Genomic DNA, 16,862 nt, shown 5'->3' with positions numbered 1-16,862 from the left:
CGAGACACCCGTGCCAATATTGAAATATTGGCATCAATGATCAAAGAATGTGTACAAGCGGCAACGCAGGACGCTGCCACCTTGATGCATCAAGCGTGGATGGCGTGCTTGCGTACCCAGTCCACATAGCGCTGCATCCAGCCCTGGAAGAAGCCCAGGCTGGCCGGGCCGATGCCGCCATGCTCGTCGAACAGGCCGTCCTTGGCCTGGATAAACATCTCGGGCTGGCCCAGCAGGGGTACGTCCAGGTAGGCCAGCACATTGCGCAAATGCTGCTGCGCCAGGGCCGTGCCCGTGGCACCCACGGAAACACCGAGCACGGCGCCCGGCTTGCCGCCCCACACGCTCTGGCCGTACGGGCGCGAACCGTGGTCGAGGGCGTTTTTCAGCACGCCGGGGATGGAGCGGTTGTATTCGGGCGTGAGGAACAGCAAGGCTTGCGCGTCGGAAATCTCCGTTTTCAGGCGCAGCACCTGCTCGGCCTGCGCGCCATCGTCGTCCTGGTTGTACAGCGGCAAGTCACCGATGTCGATATGTTTAAACGAAAACTCGGGCGGCGCCAGCTTGATGATGGCGTCGGCCAGCTTGCGGTTGAAGGAATCCTTGCGCAGGCTGCCGACGATGATAGCAACGTTATATTGACTCATAGAAATTCCCGATGATGGTTGAAAAAAAGCCCTGGAGTGAAGCTCACACCAAGGCTATCTTGCCACACAATCATCGGTTTCGCGCTGCTTAGCGTGCAGGCTGCGCCAGACCTCTGTACTCGCGGTAATAACGCCCGCCCAGGTTGGTCAATACCTCATAGCCGATGGTATTGGCCATGGCCGCCACGGCGTCGACCGGGTGTTCGGCGCAGATCAGGTCGACCAGGCTGCCCGGCACCACGCGTTCCTGGGCGATAGCGCTCACATCGAGCGTGATGGAATCCATCGAGATGGCGCCGATCTGCGGCACTTTCACGCCGTCGATGACGGCCAGGCCCTGGTTGCTCATGCTGCGCAGCCAGCCATCGGCATAGCCGACTGAAACAGTTGCCACCTGGCGCGGCTCGCTGGCCGTGTAGCGGCGACTGTAGCCCACGTGGTCGCCGGCGGCAATCGTGCGCGTTTGCAGCACTTTGCCCTGCAGGCGCACTACCGATTGCAGGGGATTGGGTTCGCCGCCCTGCGGCCCGATGCCGTACAGGGCTGCACCGGGACGCACCAGGTCAAAGTGATAGTCGGGCGACAAAAAGATGCCCGAGGAATTGGCCAGGCTGGCGCGGTACTGCGGCAAACGGGCGCGGATGGCGATAAAACGGGCCAGCTGCTCGCCATTCATGGGGTTGCTCCGCTCGTCGGCGCAAGCCAGGTGGCTCATGATGTAGCGTACTTTGATGCCATCAAGAAAGTGCGCGTCAAGCAGCCAGCCGTCGATTTCGCGCGGCGACAAGCCCATGCGCGACATGCCGCTGTCGACCTGCATGATGGCGTCCAGGGTTTTCCCCAATGCCTTGGCATGCGCACGCCAGCCCGCCACTTGCGGCTCGCTGTTGAGCACGGGCGTCAAGCCGTGGGCCGTGAATTCGCCTTCCGTATCGACGGGCGGGCCGTGCAGCACGAAGATCTCTGCATCCGGCGCCACGTGCGGGCGCAGGCTGATGCCCTCTTCCAGGTGCGCCACGAAGAAATGGCGGCAACCCTCTTCATACAGGGCCGCGCCCACTTGCGCGGCACCCAGGCCATACGCGTCGGACTTTACGACGGCCGAGCAGGCGGCCGGGTGCGCCTTGTCGCGCAGCAAGCGGTAGTTGGCACGCACGGCGTCCAGGTCCACCGTCAGGATGGCGCCGCTACGTTCCTTTGGAGGCATGCTTGCCGCCATCTCAGGCCACCGCGTGTTGTAGTTTGCCATTGCCCTGCGCGCCGCTGTAGCGGCTGACGGACAGGTCGTCTGCCAGGATGGCCGGCTTTTTGGAGGACATCAGGTCGGCCAGCAATTGCGCCGAACCGCAGGACATGGTCCAGCCCAGGGTGCCGTGACCCGTGTTCAGGAACAGGTTGCGCAGCGGCGTGCGGCCGACAATCGGCGTGCCGTCCGGCGTCATCGGACGCAAGCCCGTCCAGAATGTAGCGTCGGCCGTGTTGCCGCCGCCGGGGAACAGGTCGTTGACGACCATTTCCAGGGTTTCGCGGCGGCGCGGGTTCAGGTCCAGGTTGTAGCCGGCGATTTCCGCCATGCCGCCCACGCGGATGCGGTCGTCGAAACGCGTCACGGCAATCTTGTACGTTTCATCGAGGATGGTCGACACGGGCGCCTTGGCCGCGTTGACGATAGGCACGGTGATCGAATAGCCCTTCAGCGGATACACGGGAATGTCCAGCAGCGGCTTCATGAAGCCCGTCGAGTAGGAACCCAGCGCCACCACATAGGAATCGGCCTTGACGATTTCCGCGCCACATTGCACGCCAGCAATTTCGTCGCCCTGCATCAGCAAGGCGTCGATAGCCACGCCATAACGGAACTTCACGCCCAGCGCCACGGCCATTTCCGACAGGCGCGTGGTAAACAGCTGGCAATCGCCCGTTTCATCGTTGGGCAGGCGCAAGCCGCCGAACAGCTTGTCTTTCACCGCTTCGAGGGCCGGCTCGGCGCGCGACAGCTCGTTGCGCTGCAGCACTTCGTAGGGCACGCCTGCATCTTTCAACACTTCGATATCTTTCGCGGCGTCGTTGTATTGCTTTTCAGTGCGGAACAATTGCATCGTGCCTTGCTGGCGGCCTTCATAGGTGATGCCCGCCTCGGCGCGCAGCACCTTGAAGCAGTCGCGGCTGTATTCGGCCAGGCGCACCATGCGTTCCTTGTTCACGGCATACGCTTCCGGTGTACAGTTACGCAACATCTGCCACATCCATTTGAGCTGGGCGGCGCTGCCGTCGAGCGAGATGGCCAGGGGCGCGTGGCGCTGCATCATCCACTTCACGGCTTTCAAGGGAATGCCGGGCGCGGCCCATGGCGAGGCGTAGCCGGGCGAGATTTGCCCTGCATTCGCGAAGCTGGTTTCCAGTGCAGGGCCCGGCTGGCGGTCGATGACGGTCACCTCATGTCCTGCCTTGGCCAGATAGTAAGCACTGGTGACGCCGATGACGCCGCTACCCAGAATCACAATACGCATAGTTTCCTCAATTATATTTATGGCTAGTGCCAGATTAACCGCTATCATATTGGGAAAGAGCCAGTATTTGTTCACGTATAAATTGAGATATTCAGCAATAAATCATGAGAATCCTTAAAGAATCGGCACGTGGCCTCGACAAGCTGGATCGCCACATCCTGCGCATCCTGCAACAGGATGGCCGCATCTCGATGAAAGACCTGGGCGAACAAGTGGGCCTGTCCATCACGCCCTGCATCGAGCGGGTCAAGCGCATGGAGCGCGACGGCGTCATCACGGGCTACCATGCCAAGGTGAACCCGGCCGCGCTGGGCGCCAAGCTGCTCGTCTTTGTAGAGATTACGCTCAATCAAAAATCGGCGTCCGCCTTCGAGCAATTCCGCCGCGAAGTGTTGCAAATTCCCGAAGTGCAGGAATGCCACCTGGTGTCGGGCGACTTCGATTACCTGATCAAGGCGCGCATCCATGAAATGGCCGAGTACCGCAAGCTGCTGGGCGACATGCTGCTGCAGCTGCCGGGCGCCGCGCAATCGAAAAGCTATGTGGTGATGGAAGAAATCAAGGAAACCCTGGCGCTCTCGACCGACGTATTGCAGAGCCGGTAAAAGTACCGCCGGCCAGTACCGGCAGCATCGAATCGTGCGCCTTTGTATAATCTTGTAGCACATTCGTGGCGACACAAGCACACTCCCATCCTGACATCACGCCCGTCCCCTCTGAGATTGGAAGCAGTGATGCACACTGGGAGTCCGTATGAACACATTGATAAAACTGGCATTTTCCTGCCTCGCGGGCCTGGCCGTGGCCATGTGCACCGCCAGTGAATACAAGGTCAACCGCGCGCCGGCCAACGGCGCCATCTATCAGAACATCACGGTGGGCAAGACCACCCGCCTCGACCTCGACGCGGCCCTCGGCAACGCCACCGTGGTCAGCTTTGACCCAGGCTATGAAGTCTGGGTCTACAAGAACCAGCTGCAAACGCCCAGCGTGACGCGTTTGATCCCCCTGCTGGGCGAAAAAGGCACGCGCGAAGTAGCCGTCATGTTCGACCAGGCGGGCATCGTCAGGAAATTCAGGATACACGAGCCGCGCAAGTAGTTCGCACAAGTAAGCCACGCAAGCAAGCCATGCGGACGCACCAGCCGCGTCCTCTTGTTCTACACTGGCGTTTTCTCTTCCGGTGCCCCATGCAATTACCCGCAAGCCTCGCACACATCTCGACAGACCAGGACTGGCGGCACGACACGCCCTACCCACCGCTCGGCTTCAGCCCCTTCTTCGAGGGCGCGCTGGGTAATGGCGACACCTTCGGCCTGTACTGGCCCATCGGCCGCGAAGCGTTCGAACCGATCGTCGTCGAAACCTGGCACGACGAATGGCGCATCCAGCCACACTTCTCCAGCCTGGCGGCGTTCCTGCAAGCCTACGCAGCCGCGGAGGACGAGTATGTCGGCACGCCATCGCTGGCCGACGATCCCGCTTCGCCGCGCGCCGCCTGCCTGGCGGCCAAGGAATTCATTGCGCAGCAAAACCCGGCGGCGGCCATCGCCCTGCTGGAAGCGGCACTGGCCATCGTTCCCGAATATACGGACGCCCTGGTGCTGCTGCATGGCCAGTATGTGCGCGCAGGAAGAATCGATGCAGCCGTCAAGGTGGCCATCCAGGCAATCATATCGCCACCGTCCTTTGGCGGCCCGCCATGCAAGGCATTGCAATGGCTGCGCACGCAGGCGGTGCCGGAGGGGGAACTTGACCCCATCTGGCGCGCCTGCAAGCAGTTGTCGTTCAACTTTGGCGGCAGCAAGGAAAATGCCGACTACCCCGTGCTGCTGGCCGCCATAGCCACCTATCTGGAGCAAGGCAACCATGTTTCCGCCTCGAACCTGATGCAGACGTATGCCGAACTGATGAGCGCGGAAACCGTCTCGTTCCAGGAACGCTACGCCTTCGAACCGGCCGCCTTCATTGCGCGGCAAATCGCCGTCAGCGCCAGGCTAGCCCAGGGCAGCCGCGATCCAGCAAGGCTATGGTCAAGCGACCTGGCCTAGCTGCTGGCGGAACAACTTGCGGTACGCCGAGGGCGACGTCTGCAAGTTCGCCCGGAAATGCTGGCGCAGCGACAGCGCCGTGCCGAAGCCCGCCTCTTGCGCCACGACGTCGATCGAGGCCGCGCTCTTCTCCAGCAAACCTTGCGCATGCGCCAGGCGCTGGTTCAGCAGCCATTGTTTAAACGACGTGCCCGTGGCTTGGCGGAAGTGGCGCGTAAAATTGCGCCGGCTCATGGCGGCCTGTTCGGCCAGCGCATCGATGCTGTGCGCTAGGCCAAGGTTGGCCGTCACGCCAGCCAGCACGTCGGCAAAGCGCCCTTCGCTGCCGGACACGGGCAGCGGGCGCTCGATGAACTGCGCCTGTCCGCCCTGGCGGTGCGGCGCCACCAGCAGGCGGCGCGCCACCCGGTTGGCCACCTCGGCGCCGGCCAGCTGGCGCAGCAGATACAAACAGCAATCGAGGCCGGCCGCCACGCCGGCCGACGTCAGCACGGCGCCATCGTCCACGTACAGCACTTCCCGGTCCACCTTGACCTTGGGATAGCGGGCCGCCAGCCGGTCCGCCATGCCCCAGTGCGTGGCCGCGCGCTTGCCATCCAGCAAGCCCGCCTGCGCCAGGGGAAACGCGCCCAGGCACAGGCCCACCATGCGCGCACCGCGCCGGCTGGCAACCTGCAGCGCCTCGATCAGTGGCTGCGCTGCGTCGCGGCAATCGTCGTGCCAGGCCGGCATGATGACGATATCGGCCCCCTCCAGCCCTTCCAGTCCGAACTCGGGCGTGATGCAAAAGCCGGCCGCCGTGCGCAGGGGCACGGGATCGGCCGCGCACACGCGCACGTGAAAAGGCGGTAGATCGGCCTCGTCCGTCTGGGCGCCAAACACGAGGCAAGGCACGGACAAGTGGAAAGGCGTCATGCCGTCGAAGGCGATCACGGCCACGCTCAAGGGGGAGGTAGATGCAGGAATAGTAGGCATGGCCCGATTTTATCGCAGATAGGCCTTCGGGCCACTTTTTGTTTGCGCCGCACGGGCCGAGAATGACTGCATCGAGGAATTCCTTCCTCTTTCAACCGTTCAGGAGAACCCATGTCCACCGAAATATCCACCACCCCGCGCCGCGCCCTGCTCGTCATCGATGTACAAAATGAATACTTTACGGGCGACATGCCCATCGAATATCCATCCGTCGACATCTCGCTGCCGAATATCGTCACCGCCATGGCTGCCGCCCGCGCTGCCGGCGTGCCCGTCATTGTCGTCCAGCACGATGCGCCGGAAGCCTCGCCCATCTTTGCCAAGGGCAGCGACGGCTGGCAACTGCATCCGCAAGTGGCCGCTTTCGCCGCCGACCACCGCATCAACAAGAGCATGGGCAGCGCGTTTGCAGGCACGGATTTGCGCGCCTGGCTGGACAGCCACGGCATCGATACCCTGACGGTGATTGGTTACATGACGCACAACTGCGACGCCGCCACCATCTACCACGCCGCGCACGACGGCTTGCAAGTCGAATTCCTGCAAGATGCTACCGGCACCCTGCCCTACGCCAATGCGGGCGGCACGGCCAGCGCCGAGGAAATACACCGCGTCTTCAGCGCCGTGTTTCACTCGAATTTCGCCGCCGTCGCCAGCACGCAGGCGTGGCTCGATGCCGTGCGCGAAGGCAAGCCGCTGGAAAAGGACAATATTTATCTGTCGAACCAGCGTGCGCGACAAGCGCAGGCGAACTGACGCGAGCAGGAATGGACGGGTATCATGCGTCCATTCCCTACTCGATGATGAACGATGCGAAAAATAACTGTGCTGGGTTCAAGCGCCGTTGGTATGTTCCTGCTGGCCACGACAGCGCTGGTGCTGGCAGGACTCAACGACAAGGAAGCCCCCGCCGATGTGATCGTCGTGCCCGGCAACACGATCCTACCCGACGGCACGCCCAGCCCCCGCTTACAGGCGCGGCTCGACGTGGCGCTCAAGCAGTTCCAGGCGCACCGCGCGCCGCGCATCCTCGTCAGCGGGGCGACGGGCAAGGAAGGTTTTGACGAGGCCGCATCGATGGCCCGCTATCTGCAGTCGCGCGGCGTGCCGGCCAGCGCCATCATTGAGGATAATCAAGGCTGGACCACGGATGCCACGGCCCGCAACGCGGCGTTTCTCATGCGCGCGCACGGCTGGAAGACAGCCATGGTCGCCACGCAATATTTTCACGTACCCCGCTTCCGGCTGGCTTTGGCGCGGGCCGGCATCGAAGTCAGCGGCCAGGTGCATGCGCCGTATTTTGAACTGCGCGACCTGTATTCGGTGCCGCGCGAAACCGTGGGCTACGCCGTATACTTCGCGCGGCCCTGATCGCGGCTTATTGCCCGACTCACTCGCTCCAGTCGCGCGAGCGCTCCACTGCCCGCTGCCATTTGTGCAGGCGCGCCAGCCGCTCGTCGGCCGCCATGGCCGGCTCGAAACGCCGCCCCACCTGCCATTGGGCGGCGATTTCTTCCTGCGATTCCCAGAAACCCACGGCCAGGCCCGCCAGGTAGGCGGCGCCCAGGGCGGTCGTTTCCGTCACCACGGGGCGCACCACGGGCACGTTCAGAATGTCGGCCTGGAACTGCATCAGCATGTCGTTGCGCGCCGCGCCGCCGTCCACGCGCAATTCGGATAGCGCAATGCCCGCGTCATCCTGCATGGCGGACAAGACGTCCACGTTCTGGTAGGCCACGCCCTCCAACGCCGCGCGCGCGATGTGCGCCTTGCCCGTGCCGCGCGTGATGCCGATCAGGGTGCCGCGCGCGTACGGATCCCAGTATGGCGCGCCGAGGCCCGCGAACGCGGGCACGAAGACCAGGCCGCCCGAATCGGGCACGCTGGTGGCCAGCGCTTCCACTTCGGACGCGTCGCGGATGATGCCGATGCCGTCGCGCATCCATTGCACGGCCGCGCCCGCGATAAAGGCGCTGCCTTCGAGCAAATAATCAGTTTTATCTGTACCCGGTCCCAGGCTCCAGCCCACCGTCGTCAAGAGCCGGTTTTTCGACGGCAGGGGGCGCTTGCCCACGTTCATCAGCATGAAGCAGCCCGTGCCGTAGGTATTCTTCGCCATGCCCGGTTTCAAACAGGCCTGGCCAAAGGTGGCGGCCTGCTGGTCGCCCGCGATGCCGGCGATCGGCACGGAGACACCCAGCAGTGCCGCATGCGTGTGGGCGGCCACGCCGCTCGATGGCACGACGTCGGGCAGCAGGGAGGCGGGAATGTCGAGCAGCGCCAGCAGGTCCGTGTCCCACTGCAGGGTGTGGATATTGAACAGCATGGTGCGCGCCGCGTTGCTCGTGTCCGTCAAGTGGGCGCCGCTCATCTTGTAGATCAGCCAGCTGTCGATGGTGCCGAAGGCCAGCTCGCCCCGCTCGGCGCGCACGCGGGCGCCAGGAACGTTGTCGAGCAGCCATTTCAATTTGGTGGCGGAAAAATAGGCGTCCAGCACGAGACCCGTCTTTTGCTGGATGAGGTCCGCCTTGCCCTGCTCGACCAGTTGCTCGCAGTAAGCTGCGTTGCGCCGGTCTTGCCAGACGATGGCGTTGGCGACAGGCTCGCCCGTGGCGCGGTCCCACAGCACCGTCGTTTCGCGCTGGTTGGTCACGCCGATGGCGGCCACGTCCGAAGCCGAAACACCGCTATCGCGCAGCACCTGCTGCAGCACGCCCTCTTGCGAAGCCCAGATTTCGCCCGCGTCATGCTCGACCCAGCCCGGCTGGGGAAAAATCTGGCGAAATTCGCGCTGCGCGCTGGCGTGCGGCCGGCCCGCATGATCGAACAGGATGGCGCGCGAACTGGTGGTGCCCTGGTCTAAAGCAAGTATGTATTTGGTCATGGTCTGGTGGTGCGGAAATCGGGTAAAAACAGGCACGGAGCCGTACAGCTCCGTGCCCTCAGGACAGCGGCGGCAGTTTACCTTACCTTGCCTTCTTTCCAAGCCTGCAATAATTTATCGTAGGCAATCGTTTCACCCTTCGGCTTTTCATTCGCCAGCTTTTTCCAGGGAGCGTGCTGGTCCGACAGATACTGGTTCGGGTCGCCCTTGGCATTGAGCTTGGGCGCGCACGCCTTCATGCCGGCCCGCTGCAGGCGCGCCATGACCTGGTCCATTTCCTCGGCCAGGTTATCCATGGCGGCTTGCGGCGTTTTTTCCGCCGTAATGGCCGTGGCCACGTTTTTCCACCACAGTTGCGCCAGCTTCGGATAGTCGGGCACATTGTTGCCCGTTGGCGTCCACGCCACGCGAGCGGGGCTGCGGTAGAACTCGATCAAGCCGCCGTATTCGTTCGCGTGTTTGGTGAAGTAATCGTGGCGGATATCGGAATCGCGGATGAAGGTCAGGCCGACGATGGATTTCTTCAGCGACACGGTTTTCGAGGTGACGAATTGCGCGTACAGCCAGGCGGCAGCCTTGCGGTCATCCGGCGTGGACTTGAACAGGAACCACGAGCCCACGTCCTGGTAGCCATTCTGCATGCCCTCTTTCCAGTACGGGCCGTGCGGCGACGGCGCCATGCGCCATTTCGGCGTGCCGTCCTTGTTGACCACCGGCAAACCCGGTTTTGTCATGCCGGCCGTAAATGCCGTGTACCAAAAGATTTGCTGGGCGATTTCGCCCTGCGCCGGCACGGGCCCCGATTCCGAGAAATTCATGCCGTTCGCCTGCGGCGGCGCGTATTTCTTCATCCAGTCGATGTATTTCGTCAGTGCAAACACGGCCGCCGGCGAATTGGTGGCGCCGCCGCGCGACATCGAGGCGCCCACGGGCGTGCACTTGTCGGCCGCTACCTTGATGCCCCACTCGTCGACGGGCATGCCGTTCGGAATGCCCTTGTCGGCCGCGCCAGCCATCGACAGCCAGGCATCGGTGAAGCGCCAGCCCAGCGACGGATCTTTCTTGCCGTAATCCATGTGGCCATAGACTTTCTTGCCGTCCAGCTCCTTCACGTCATTCGTAAAGAAATCGGCGATGTCTTCATACGCGGACCAGTTTTGCGGCACGCCCAGCTCGTAACCATACTTGGCCTTGAACTTGGCTTGCAAATCCTTGCGCGCGAACCAGTCGGCGCGGAACCAGTACAGGTTGGCGAATTGCTGGTCGGGCAATTGGTAGACCTTGCCATCGGGCGCCGTCGTAAAACTGATGCCGATGAAATCTTTCAGGTCCAGGCCTGGATTCGTGAATTCCTTGCCCTTGGCGGCCATGTAGTCGGACAGCGGCTCGACGGCGCCATAGCGGTAGTGCGTGCCGATCAGGTCGGAATCGGAAATCCAGCCGTCATAGATGCTCTTGCCGGACTGCATCGACGTTTGCAGCTTTTCCACCACGTCGCCTTCCTGGATGATGTCGTGGCGCACCTTGATGCCCGTGATTTCCTCGAAGGCCTTGGCCAGGGTCTTCGATTCGTAGACGTGGGTGTCGATGGTTTCCGAGACCACGGAAATTTCCTTGATGCCCTTGGCTTTCAACTTGGCCGCCGCATCGATGAACCATTTCATTTCAGCAAGCTGTTGCTGCTTGCTCAGGCTGGATGGCTGGAATTCCTTGTCGATCCAGGTTTGCGCCTGCCTGGCGTCCGCCAGGGCCGCATTCGACACGAGCATGGCCGCAGCCGCGAAGACCGTGAACTTCAATTTCATCGTGAATCTCCTTTTTAGTTGTCATCTGGCCTGCGGTAACGGGCCAGTGTTTTCATCTACGACTTATCCCCAACGCATTACCACCAACAACACTACAAAACTGATGCCGGCCCCGATGGCCTGCTGCATTTCCGTGAACCCCGCCCACGCCAGATTCACATAGGCCGCCGTAAGCAAGCCGATGAACAGACGGTCGCCGCGCGTGGTCGGCATGGGCAAAAAACCCTTGCGCTCGATGCTGGGCGAACGGATTTGCCACACCGTCATGCCAGCCAGCATCAAGCCGATGCAAATGAAGAAGATGGCCACTTCCGGCGTCCAGGCCATCCAGCCGAACAGGCTGGCAGTGCTATCGCTTGTATTTTCCATGTCACACCCTCCCCATCGCGAAACCCTTGGCAATGTAATGCCGCACGAACCAGATCACCAGCGCGCCGGGCACGATGGTCAGCACGCCTGCGGCCGCCAGTACGCCCCAGTCCATGCCCGCCGCCGACACGGTGCGCGTCATGGTGGCGGCAATCGGCTTGGCATTGACGGACGTCAAGGTGCGCGCCAGCAGCAGCTCCACCCAGCTGAACATGAAACAGAAGAAGGCCGTCACGCCCACGCCTGACTTGATCATTGGCAAGAAAATGCGGATGAAGAAGCGCGGGAAGCTGTAGCCGTCGATATACGCCGTCTCGTCGATTTCCTTGGGCACGCCGGACATGAAGCCTTCCAGTATCCACACGGCCAGCGGCACGTTGAAGACCATGTGCGCCAACGCCACGGCCAGGTGCGTATCCATCAGGCCCACCGTCGAATACAGCTGGAAGAAGGGCACGAGGAACACGGCGGGCGGCGTCATGCGGTTGGTCAGCAGCCAGAAGAACAGATGCTTGTCGCCCACGAAGTTGTAGCGCGAAAAGGCATACGCGGCCGGCAACGCCACCGTGACCGACATCACCATGTTCAAGGCCACGTAAATCATGGAATTGATGTAGCCGCTGTACCACGATGGGTCCGTAAAGATCGTGTGGTAGTTGGCGAACGTCAGGTGCTCGGGCCACAGGCTCAGCACGCCGACGATTTCCTCGTTGGTCTTGAGCGACATGTTGAGCATCCAGTAAATGGGTAACAGGGACGCCAGCAAAAAGACGACGAGGATGGCACTGCTCATTTTCTTGTGCATCATTTCTGGTCTCCCGTGCCGACGCGCTGCATCCACGTGTACAGCACAAAGCAGAACAGCAGGATGATGAGGAAGTAAATCAGGGAAAACGCGGAAGCCGGTCCCAGGTCGAACTGGCCCACGGCCTTTTGCGTCAGGTATTGCGACAGGAATGTGGTGGCATTGCCGGGACCGCCGCCCGTCAGCACGAACGGTTCCGTGTAGATCATGAAACTATCCATGAAGCGCAGCAGCACGGCGATCATCAGCACATTGCGCAGTTTTGGCAGCTGGATGTAGCGGAACACGGCCAGGCGCGAAGCGCCGTCGATGCGCGCCGCCTGGTAATACGCGTCGGGAATGGCGCGCAAGCCCGCATAGCACAGCAGCACCACCAGCGGCGTCCAGTGCCAGATATCCATCACCATCACCATCAGCCAGGCGTCGAGCGAATTGCCGTTGTAGTTGTAATCAAAACCCAATTGATTCAGGGTATAGCCCATCAGGCCGATGTCGCCGCGGCCAAAGATTTGCCAGATGGTGCCCACCACGTTCCAGGGTATCAGCAAGGGCAGCGCGATCAGCACCAGCGCCAGCGACGCCTTCCAGCCATCGGCCGGCATGCACAGGGCGATAAGGATGCCCAGCGGAATCTGGATCGCCAGCACGGAGCCGGAAAACAGCAGCTGGCGCAGCAAGGCGCTGTGCAAGTCGCCGTCGAGCATGACCATGCGGAACCACTCCGTGCCCACAAACACCTTTTGCGTGGGGCTCAAGATATCCTGCACGGAATAGTTCACCACTGTCATCAGGGGCAGGATGGCGGAAAAGGCCACGCACAGCAGCACGGGCAAGATCAAAAGCCAGGCGCGGCGGTTGTTATCGGTTTTACCGTTATGTATCATCAGGCCACCCGCTTATCGTTGACATAGAACAAGGTACGTTGCGGCGGAAAGCGCAGCCGCATAGCATCCCCCGCCACCGCATCGATGGCGCGCAGCTTGGCCGCCACCGTGGCGCCGCCCAGCTGGAATTCCGCCAGGTAATGCGTGCCCATGTTGCGCACGGCCGTGACAGTGGCATCCAGACAGTGGTCGCTACCCTCGCCGCCCTTGCCAGCCTTGCGGCATTCGACGAATTCCGGCCGCACACCGAGCGTGATTTTCCCTTGCGCGCCGGAAAGCGCCGCGCGGGCGGCGGCGGACACGGCCAGCGCCTGTCCCGCCACGCGCAAGCCGCCATCGTCCAAGGTGCAATCGAGCAAGTTCATGCCCGGATTGCCGATGAAATAGCCGACAAACGTGTGCTCGGGTTCCTCGAACAGCGCTTGCGCGCTGCCCGTCTGCACCACTTCGCCCTGCGTCATGACTACCACCTGGTCGGCAAAGGTCAGCGCTTCCACCTGGTCGTGCGTGACGTAGATCAGGGACAATTTGAGTTCGTGGTGGATTTCCTTCAACTTTCTGCGCAGCAGCCATTTCAAATGCGGGTCGATCACCGTCAGCGGTTCGTCGAACAGCACGGCCGCCACGTCGGGACGCACGAGGCCGCGGCCCAGCGAAATCTTTTGCTTGGCGTCCACGGACAAGCCGCTGGCGCGCAGCTTCAAATCGCCCGTCAATTCCAGCATCTGCGCCACCTGCTGCACGCGCTTTTTCACCTCGCTCTCTTTCCAGCCGCGATTGCGCAGCGGAAACGCCAGGTTGTCGTGCACGGTCATGGTGTCGTAGATGACGGGAAACTGAAACACTTGCGCGATATTCCTCGCCTCAGTCGGCAGCTGCGTCACATCCTTGCCGTCGAACAGCACCTTGCCATGCGACGGTTTCACCAGGCCGGAGATGATATTGAGCAAGGTCGTCTTGCCGCAGCCGGACGGCCCCAGCAAGGCGTACGCGCCGCCATCATGCCATTCCATGCTCATGGGCCGCAGCGCATAGTCGGCGGGTGCCGTCGGGTTCAGTTTGTAGGCGTGGGCCAGATCGACCAGTTCGATGCGCGCCATGTCAGATGCTCCCTGTCTGCGGGGCGAACAACAAGCCGCCATCTTCCGCGAAGATCAGCAAGGCATGCGGCTGGCAATACACGGTGCAGGCGCTGCCGATGTCCAGCTTGTGCACGCCGCCGAGCTGCGCCACCAGGGCCAGCTCGCCGCGGCGCGCATGCACATAGGTTTCCGAGCCGCTGATTTCCGCCAGGTCCACCTGCGCCGCGATGGCCACGTCGCCATCGGACTGGGGAGACAGATGCAGGCTGTGCGCGCGCACGCCGAGAATCACCTCCGTGCTGTCGCCCAGGCGGGCACGCTGCTCGCCGCTCAAGTGTATCGACAGGCCATCGGCCGCCTGCGCCACGCCCTGCGCATCCACGCGTGCGGGAATCAGGTTGATGGGCGGGTCGCTGAAGGTGCGCGCCACGGCGATGGAATTGGGGGCGTTGAAGACGTCCAGGGTCGGCCCCTGCTGCAGCAAGCGTCCCTCGTGCAGCACGGCCACGTGGCCACCCAGCTGCAGCGCTTCCAGCGGTTCCGTGGTCGCATACACGACCGTCGTGCTGCCGCTGGAAAACAGTTCCGTCAATTCGCGGCGCAATTCCTCGCGCAGTTTGTAGTCGAGATTGACGAGCGGTTCGTCGAGCAGCAGCAGGGACGCATCCTTGATCAGCGCGCGTCCCAGCGCCGTGCGCTGCTGCTGGCCGCCCGACAGCTCGCCGGGCGTGCGCTGCAGATACGGCGTGATATGCAGGCGCTCGGCCAGCGCCAGCACTTTCGCGCGGATCTGCTCCTCGGGCACCTTGCGCAAGCGCAAGCGCAAGGGCGAGGCGATATTGTCGTACACGGTGAAGGCCGGATAGTTGATGAATTGCTGGTACACCATGGCCAGGTTGCGGCGGCTGACGGGCACGCCCGTCACGTCCACGCCATCGGCCATGACGGTGCCCCCGCTGGGCTTGTCCAAGCCCGCCATCACGCGCATCAGGGTCGTCTTGCCGGCACGCGTGGTGCCCAGCAAGACGTTGATGGCACCCGGCACCAGCGCCAGCGACATCGGATATAAAAAGTCGTCAGCACCCTGCTTCCTGCTGATCTTGTCCAGTACCAGTTGCACGCGCTTCTCCTCCAGTGATGGTTTCTTATTCTTCGCCGCACCCTCTGCGGGGCGCGGTCGCCAACGTGTTCTGTGTTCTTCTTACGGCACCAGCGGGTGCTGCAACAGCCAGGCGTCGAGCCTGCCCGCCGTCTCGCGCGGCAGGTGCAGGCCCAGCTTGGAGCGCCGCCACAGAATGTCGGCTGCGCTGACGGCCCATTCATGGCGCCGCACATATGCGACTTCCGCCGCGTACAGGCCGGCGGCGATTTCCTCGCCCATGGCCGCCACGTCCGTCCGCCCGTCGAGCAGCACATGGATGCGCGTACCGTAAGCGCGCGCATAGCGCGCCACCAGCGCCGCCGGCAGCCACGCATATTCGCGCTGCAAGCCTTGCACGAACTGGCCGAATTCGCGCACGGACCGGTTCTGCGGCGCGCTGCCGAACACGTCGCCGCCGGGCAGGCAGGCGTTGGCCGTCCAGGCCGGCCGCGTATTGCCAAGAATCGGCGCGAGCAAATCCAGCGCTTCCTCGGCCAGCTTGCGGAAGGTGGTGATCTTGCCGCCGAAAATACTCAGCAGCGGCGCCCCTTCCTGGTCCAGCTCGAAGCGGTAATCGCGCGTGACGGCCTTGGCGTCGGCGGACGCGTCTTCCACCAGCGGGCGCACGCCCGCATACGTGCACACCACGTCGGCTGGATTGACGGGCTTGCTGAAATAGTAACTGGAAAGCTCGCACAAGTAACGAATTTCCTCGTCATCGATTTCCACCTTGCCGCGGTCGCCGTGGTAGTCGAGATCGGTGGTGCCGATCAGCGTGAAATCGTGCTCATACGGGATGGCAAACACGATGCGTCCGTCCGGATGCTGGAAGATATACGCATGATCATGCGCGAACAGGCGCTTGACGACGATATGGCTACCCTTGATCAGGCGCAAATGGCGGCCCTGTCCGCCGGGCGCCGCCTGTTGCAGGAATTCGGCCGTCCACGGCCCGGCCGCATTGACGACGCTGCGCGCCCGCACCAGCGTCTGCCTGCCGTCGACGTGCTGCAGGGTGGCCAGCCAGAAAGCGTCCTTACCCTCGCCTTCGCGCACAAGCGCCGTGCAGCGCGTCTGCGTCAGCACGTGCGCGCCCTTGTCCGCCGCATCGATGGCATTGAGCACTACCAGGCGCGCATCGTCGACCCAGCCGTCGGAATATACGAAGCCCCGCTTAAACTGGGGTTTTAACGGTTTTCCCGCCGCGTGGCGCTCAAGGTCGATGCCGTGCGAGGCAGGCAGGATTTCCCGCTTCGCCAGCATATCGTAGAGGAACAGGCCGGCGCGTATCAGCCAGGCCGGGCGCTGGCCCTGCGCGTGCGGCATGACGAAGCGCAGCGGCCACATGATGTGGGGCGCCGAGCGCAGCAGCACTTCGCGCTCGATCAGCGCCTTGCGCACGAGGCCGAATTCATAGTATTCGAGGTAGCGCAGGCCGCCGTGTATCAGCTTGGTGGACGCCGACGAGGTGTGGGCAGCCAGGTCGTCCTTTTCGCACAGCACCACGGACAAGCCCCGCCCTGCCGCGTCGCGCGCGATGCCTGCGCCATTGATGCCGCCGCCCACCACCAGCAGGTCGCATGCCATCGCAGACTCCAGCACTGCGTCGATTCCCTGCTGTATTGATGCCATCGGGACTCCATCGTTATCAAGGACAGGCGGTCAAGAAAGACTAGGCACACCCGGCGACTGTGGTTAAGATCAATACG

General features: G+C 62.6%; 17 protein-coding genes. 5 read left to right on the top strand and 12 right to left on the bottom strand.

Annotation, left to right across the window (positions count from 1 at the left end; all coding sequences use genetic code 11):
- Window positions 1-89: 89 nt before the first annotated feature.
- The 3 genes from ACQ4WP_RS14075 to ACQ4WP_RS14065 form a co-directional block, all read right to left on the bottom strand.
- On the bottom strand, window positions 90-647 hold the full coding sequence (locus ACQ4WP_RS14075) for an NADPH-dependent FMN reductase (protein ID WP_436521545.1): 558 nt from the start codon (window positions 645-647) through the stop codon (window positions 90-92).
- 88 nt (window positions 648-735) lie between these two features.
- Complete coding sequence (gene alr, locus ACQ4WP_RS14070) at window positions 736-1,854, bottom strand: alanine racemase (RefSeq protein WP_436521543.1); 1,119 nt, start codon at window positions 1,852-1,854, stop codon at window positions 736-738.
- Window positions 1,855-1,867: 13 nt separating this feature from the next.
- The gene (locus tag ACQ4WP_RS14065) at window positions 1,868-3,157 is read right to left on the bottom strand and encodes a D-amino acid dehydrogenase (RefSeq protein WP_436521541.1); all 1,290 of its coding nucleotides are present in this window, start codon (window positions 3,155-3,157) and stop codon (window positions 1,868-1,870) included.
- 104 nt (window positions 3,158-3,261) lie between these two features.
- On the opposite strand from ACQ4WP_RS14065, the gene ACQ4WP_RS14060 reads away from it, so the two are divergent.
- From ACQ4WP_RS14060 to ACQ4WP_RS14050, 3 genes are all read left to right on the top strand, one after another.
- On the top strand, window positions 3,262-3,762 hold the full coding sequence (locus ACQ4WP_RS14060) for an Lrp/AsnC ligand binding domain-containing protein (RefSeq protein WP_034754979.1): 501 nt from the start codon (window positions 3,262-3,264) through the stop codon (window positions 3,760-3,762).
- A 148-nt stretch (window positions 3,763-3,910) separates the two neighbouring features.
- The gene (locus ACQ4WP_RS14055; protein ID WP_426070374.1) at window positions 3,911-4,258 is read left to right on the top strand and encodes a hypothetical protein; all 348 of its coding nucleotides are present in this window, start codon (window positions 3,911-3,913) and stop codon (window positions 4,256-4,258) included.
- Between the two features lie 89 nt (window positions 4,259-4,347).
- A complete protein-coding gene (locus ACQ4WP_RS14050) occupies window positions 4,348-5,208 on the top strand; it encodes a tetratricopeptide repeat protein (protein WP_436521539.1) in 861 nt (286 codons plus the stop codon).
- Here the strand turns inward: ACQ4WP_RS14050 and ACQ4WP_RS14045 are convergent.
- Window positions 5,191-6,153 carry a GlxA family transcriptional regulator gene (locus ACQ4WP_RS14045; RefSeq protein ID WP_436521680.1) on the bottom strand — a complete coding sequence of 321 codons (963 nt, stop codon included), beginning with the start codon at window positions 6,151-6,153 and terminating at the stop codon, window positions 5,191-5,193. The two genes, ACQ4WP_RS14050 and ACQ4WP_RS14045, sit on opposite strands and share 18 nt — an antisense overlap.
- A 141-nt stretch (window positions 6,154-6,294) precedes the next feature.
- Between ACQ4WP_RS14045 and ACQ4WP_RS14040 the strand changes: the two genes are divergently transcribed.
- Together ACQ4WP_RS14040 and ACQ4WP_RS14035 are read left to right on the top strand one after the other, a co-directional pair.
- On the top strand, window positions 6,295-6,939 hold the full coding sequence (locus ACQ4WP_RS14040; protein ID WP_436521537.1) for a cysteine hydrolase family protein: 645 nt from the start codon (window positions 6,295-6,297) through the stop codon (window positions 6,937-6,939).
- 54 nt (window positions 6,940-6,993) lie between these two features.
- Complete coding sequence (locus ACQ4WP_RS14035; RefSeq protein ID WP_436521535.1) at window positions 6,994-7,554, top strand: YdcF family protein; 561 nt, start codon at window positions 6,994-6,996, stop codon at window positions 7,552-7,554.
- Window positions 7,555-7,573: 19 nt separating this feature from the next.
- Here the strand turns inward: ACQ4WP_RS14035 and glpK are convergent, their stop codons facing one another.
- From glpK to glpD, 8 genes are all read right to left on the bottom strand, one after another.
- Entirely contained in the window at window positions 7,574-9,067 is a 1,494-nt protein-coding gene (gene glpK / locus ACQ4WP_RS14030) for a glycerol kinase GlpK (protein WP_436521533.1), read from the bottom strand.
- 77 nt (window positions 9,068-9,144) lie between these two features.
- Window positions 9,145-10,872 (bottom strand): ABC transporter substrate-binding protein, encoded by a 1,728-nt coding sequence (locus ACQ4WP_RS14025; protein WP_436521531.1) that lies wholly within the window; start codon window positions 10,870-10,872, stop codon window positions 9,145-9,147.
- 63 nt (window positions 10,873-10,935) lie between these two features.
- Complete coding sequence (locus ACQ4WP_RS14020; RefSeq protein ID WP_099378823.1) at window positions 10,936-11,211, bottom strand: DUF2160 domain-containing protein; 276 nt, start codon at window positions 11,209-11,211, stop codon at window positions 10,936-10,938.
- Between the two features lie 31 nt (window positions 11,212-11,242).
- A complete protein-coding gene (locus ACQ4WP_RS14015; RefSeq protein ID WP_436521529.1) occupies window positions 11,243-12,049 on the bottom strand; it encodes a carbohydrate ABC transporter permease in 807 nt (268 codons plus the stop codon).
- Window positions 12,046-12,930, bottom strand: a complete 885-nt coding sequence (locus ACQ4WP_RS14010) for a carbohydrate ABC transporter permease (RefSeq protein WP_436521528.1) — start codon at window positions 12,928-12,930, stop codon at window positions 12,046-12,048. The genes ACQ4WP_RS14015 and ACQ4WP_RS14010 overlap by 4 nt, the downstream gene beginning before the upstream one ends.
- Window positions 12,930-14,030: an ABC transporter ATP-binding protein gene (locus ACQ4WP_RS14005; protein WP_436521527.1), complete on the bottom strand. Its 1,101-nt coding sequence runs from the start codon at window positions 14,028-14,030 to the stop codon at window positions 12,930-12,932. The genes ACQ4WP_RS14010 and ACQ4WP_RS14005 overlap by 1 nt, the downstream gene beginning before the upstream one ends.
- Before the next feature lies 1 nt (window position 14,031).
- Window positions 14,032-15,132, bottom strand: a complete 1,101-nt coding sequence (locus tag ACQ4WP_RS14000) for an ABC transporter ATP-binding protein (protein ID WP_436521525.1) — start codon at window positions 15,130-15,132, stop codon at window positions 14,032-14,034.
- An 81-nt stretch (window positions 15,133-15,213) separates the two neighbouring features.
- Entirely contained in the window at window positions 15,214-16,785 is a 1,572-nt protein-coding gene (gene glpD / locus ACQ4WP_RS13995) for a glycerol-3-phosphate dehydrogenase (RefSeq protein WP_436521523.1), read from the bottom strand.
- Between the last annotated feature and the right edge of the window lie 77 nt (window positions 16,786-16,862).

The organism is Janthinobacterium lyxosi (assembly GCF_051380665.1).
Classification (GTDB): Bacteria; Pseudomonadota; Gammaproteobacteria; order Burkholderiales; family Burkholderiaceae_D; genus Janthinobacterium.
The sequence above is the reverse complement of the archived record's forward strand: the minus strand, read 5'-3'. Positions and strand labels throughout refer to the sequence as shown.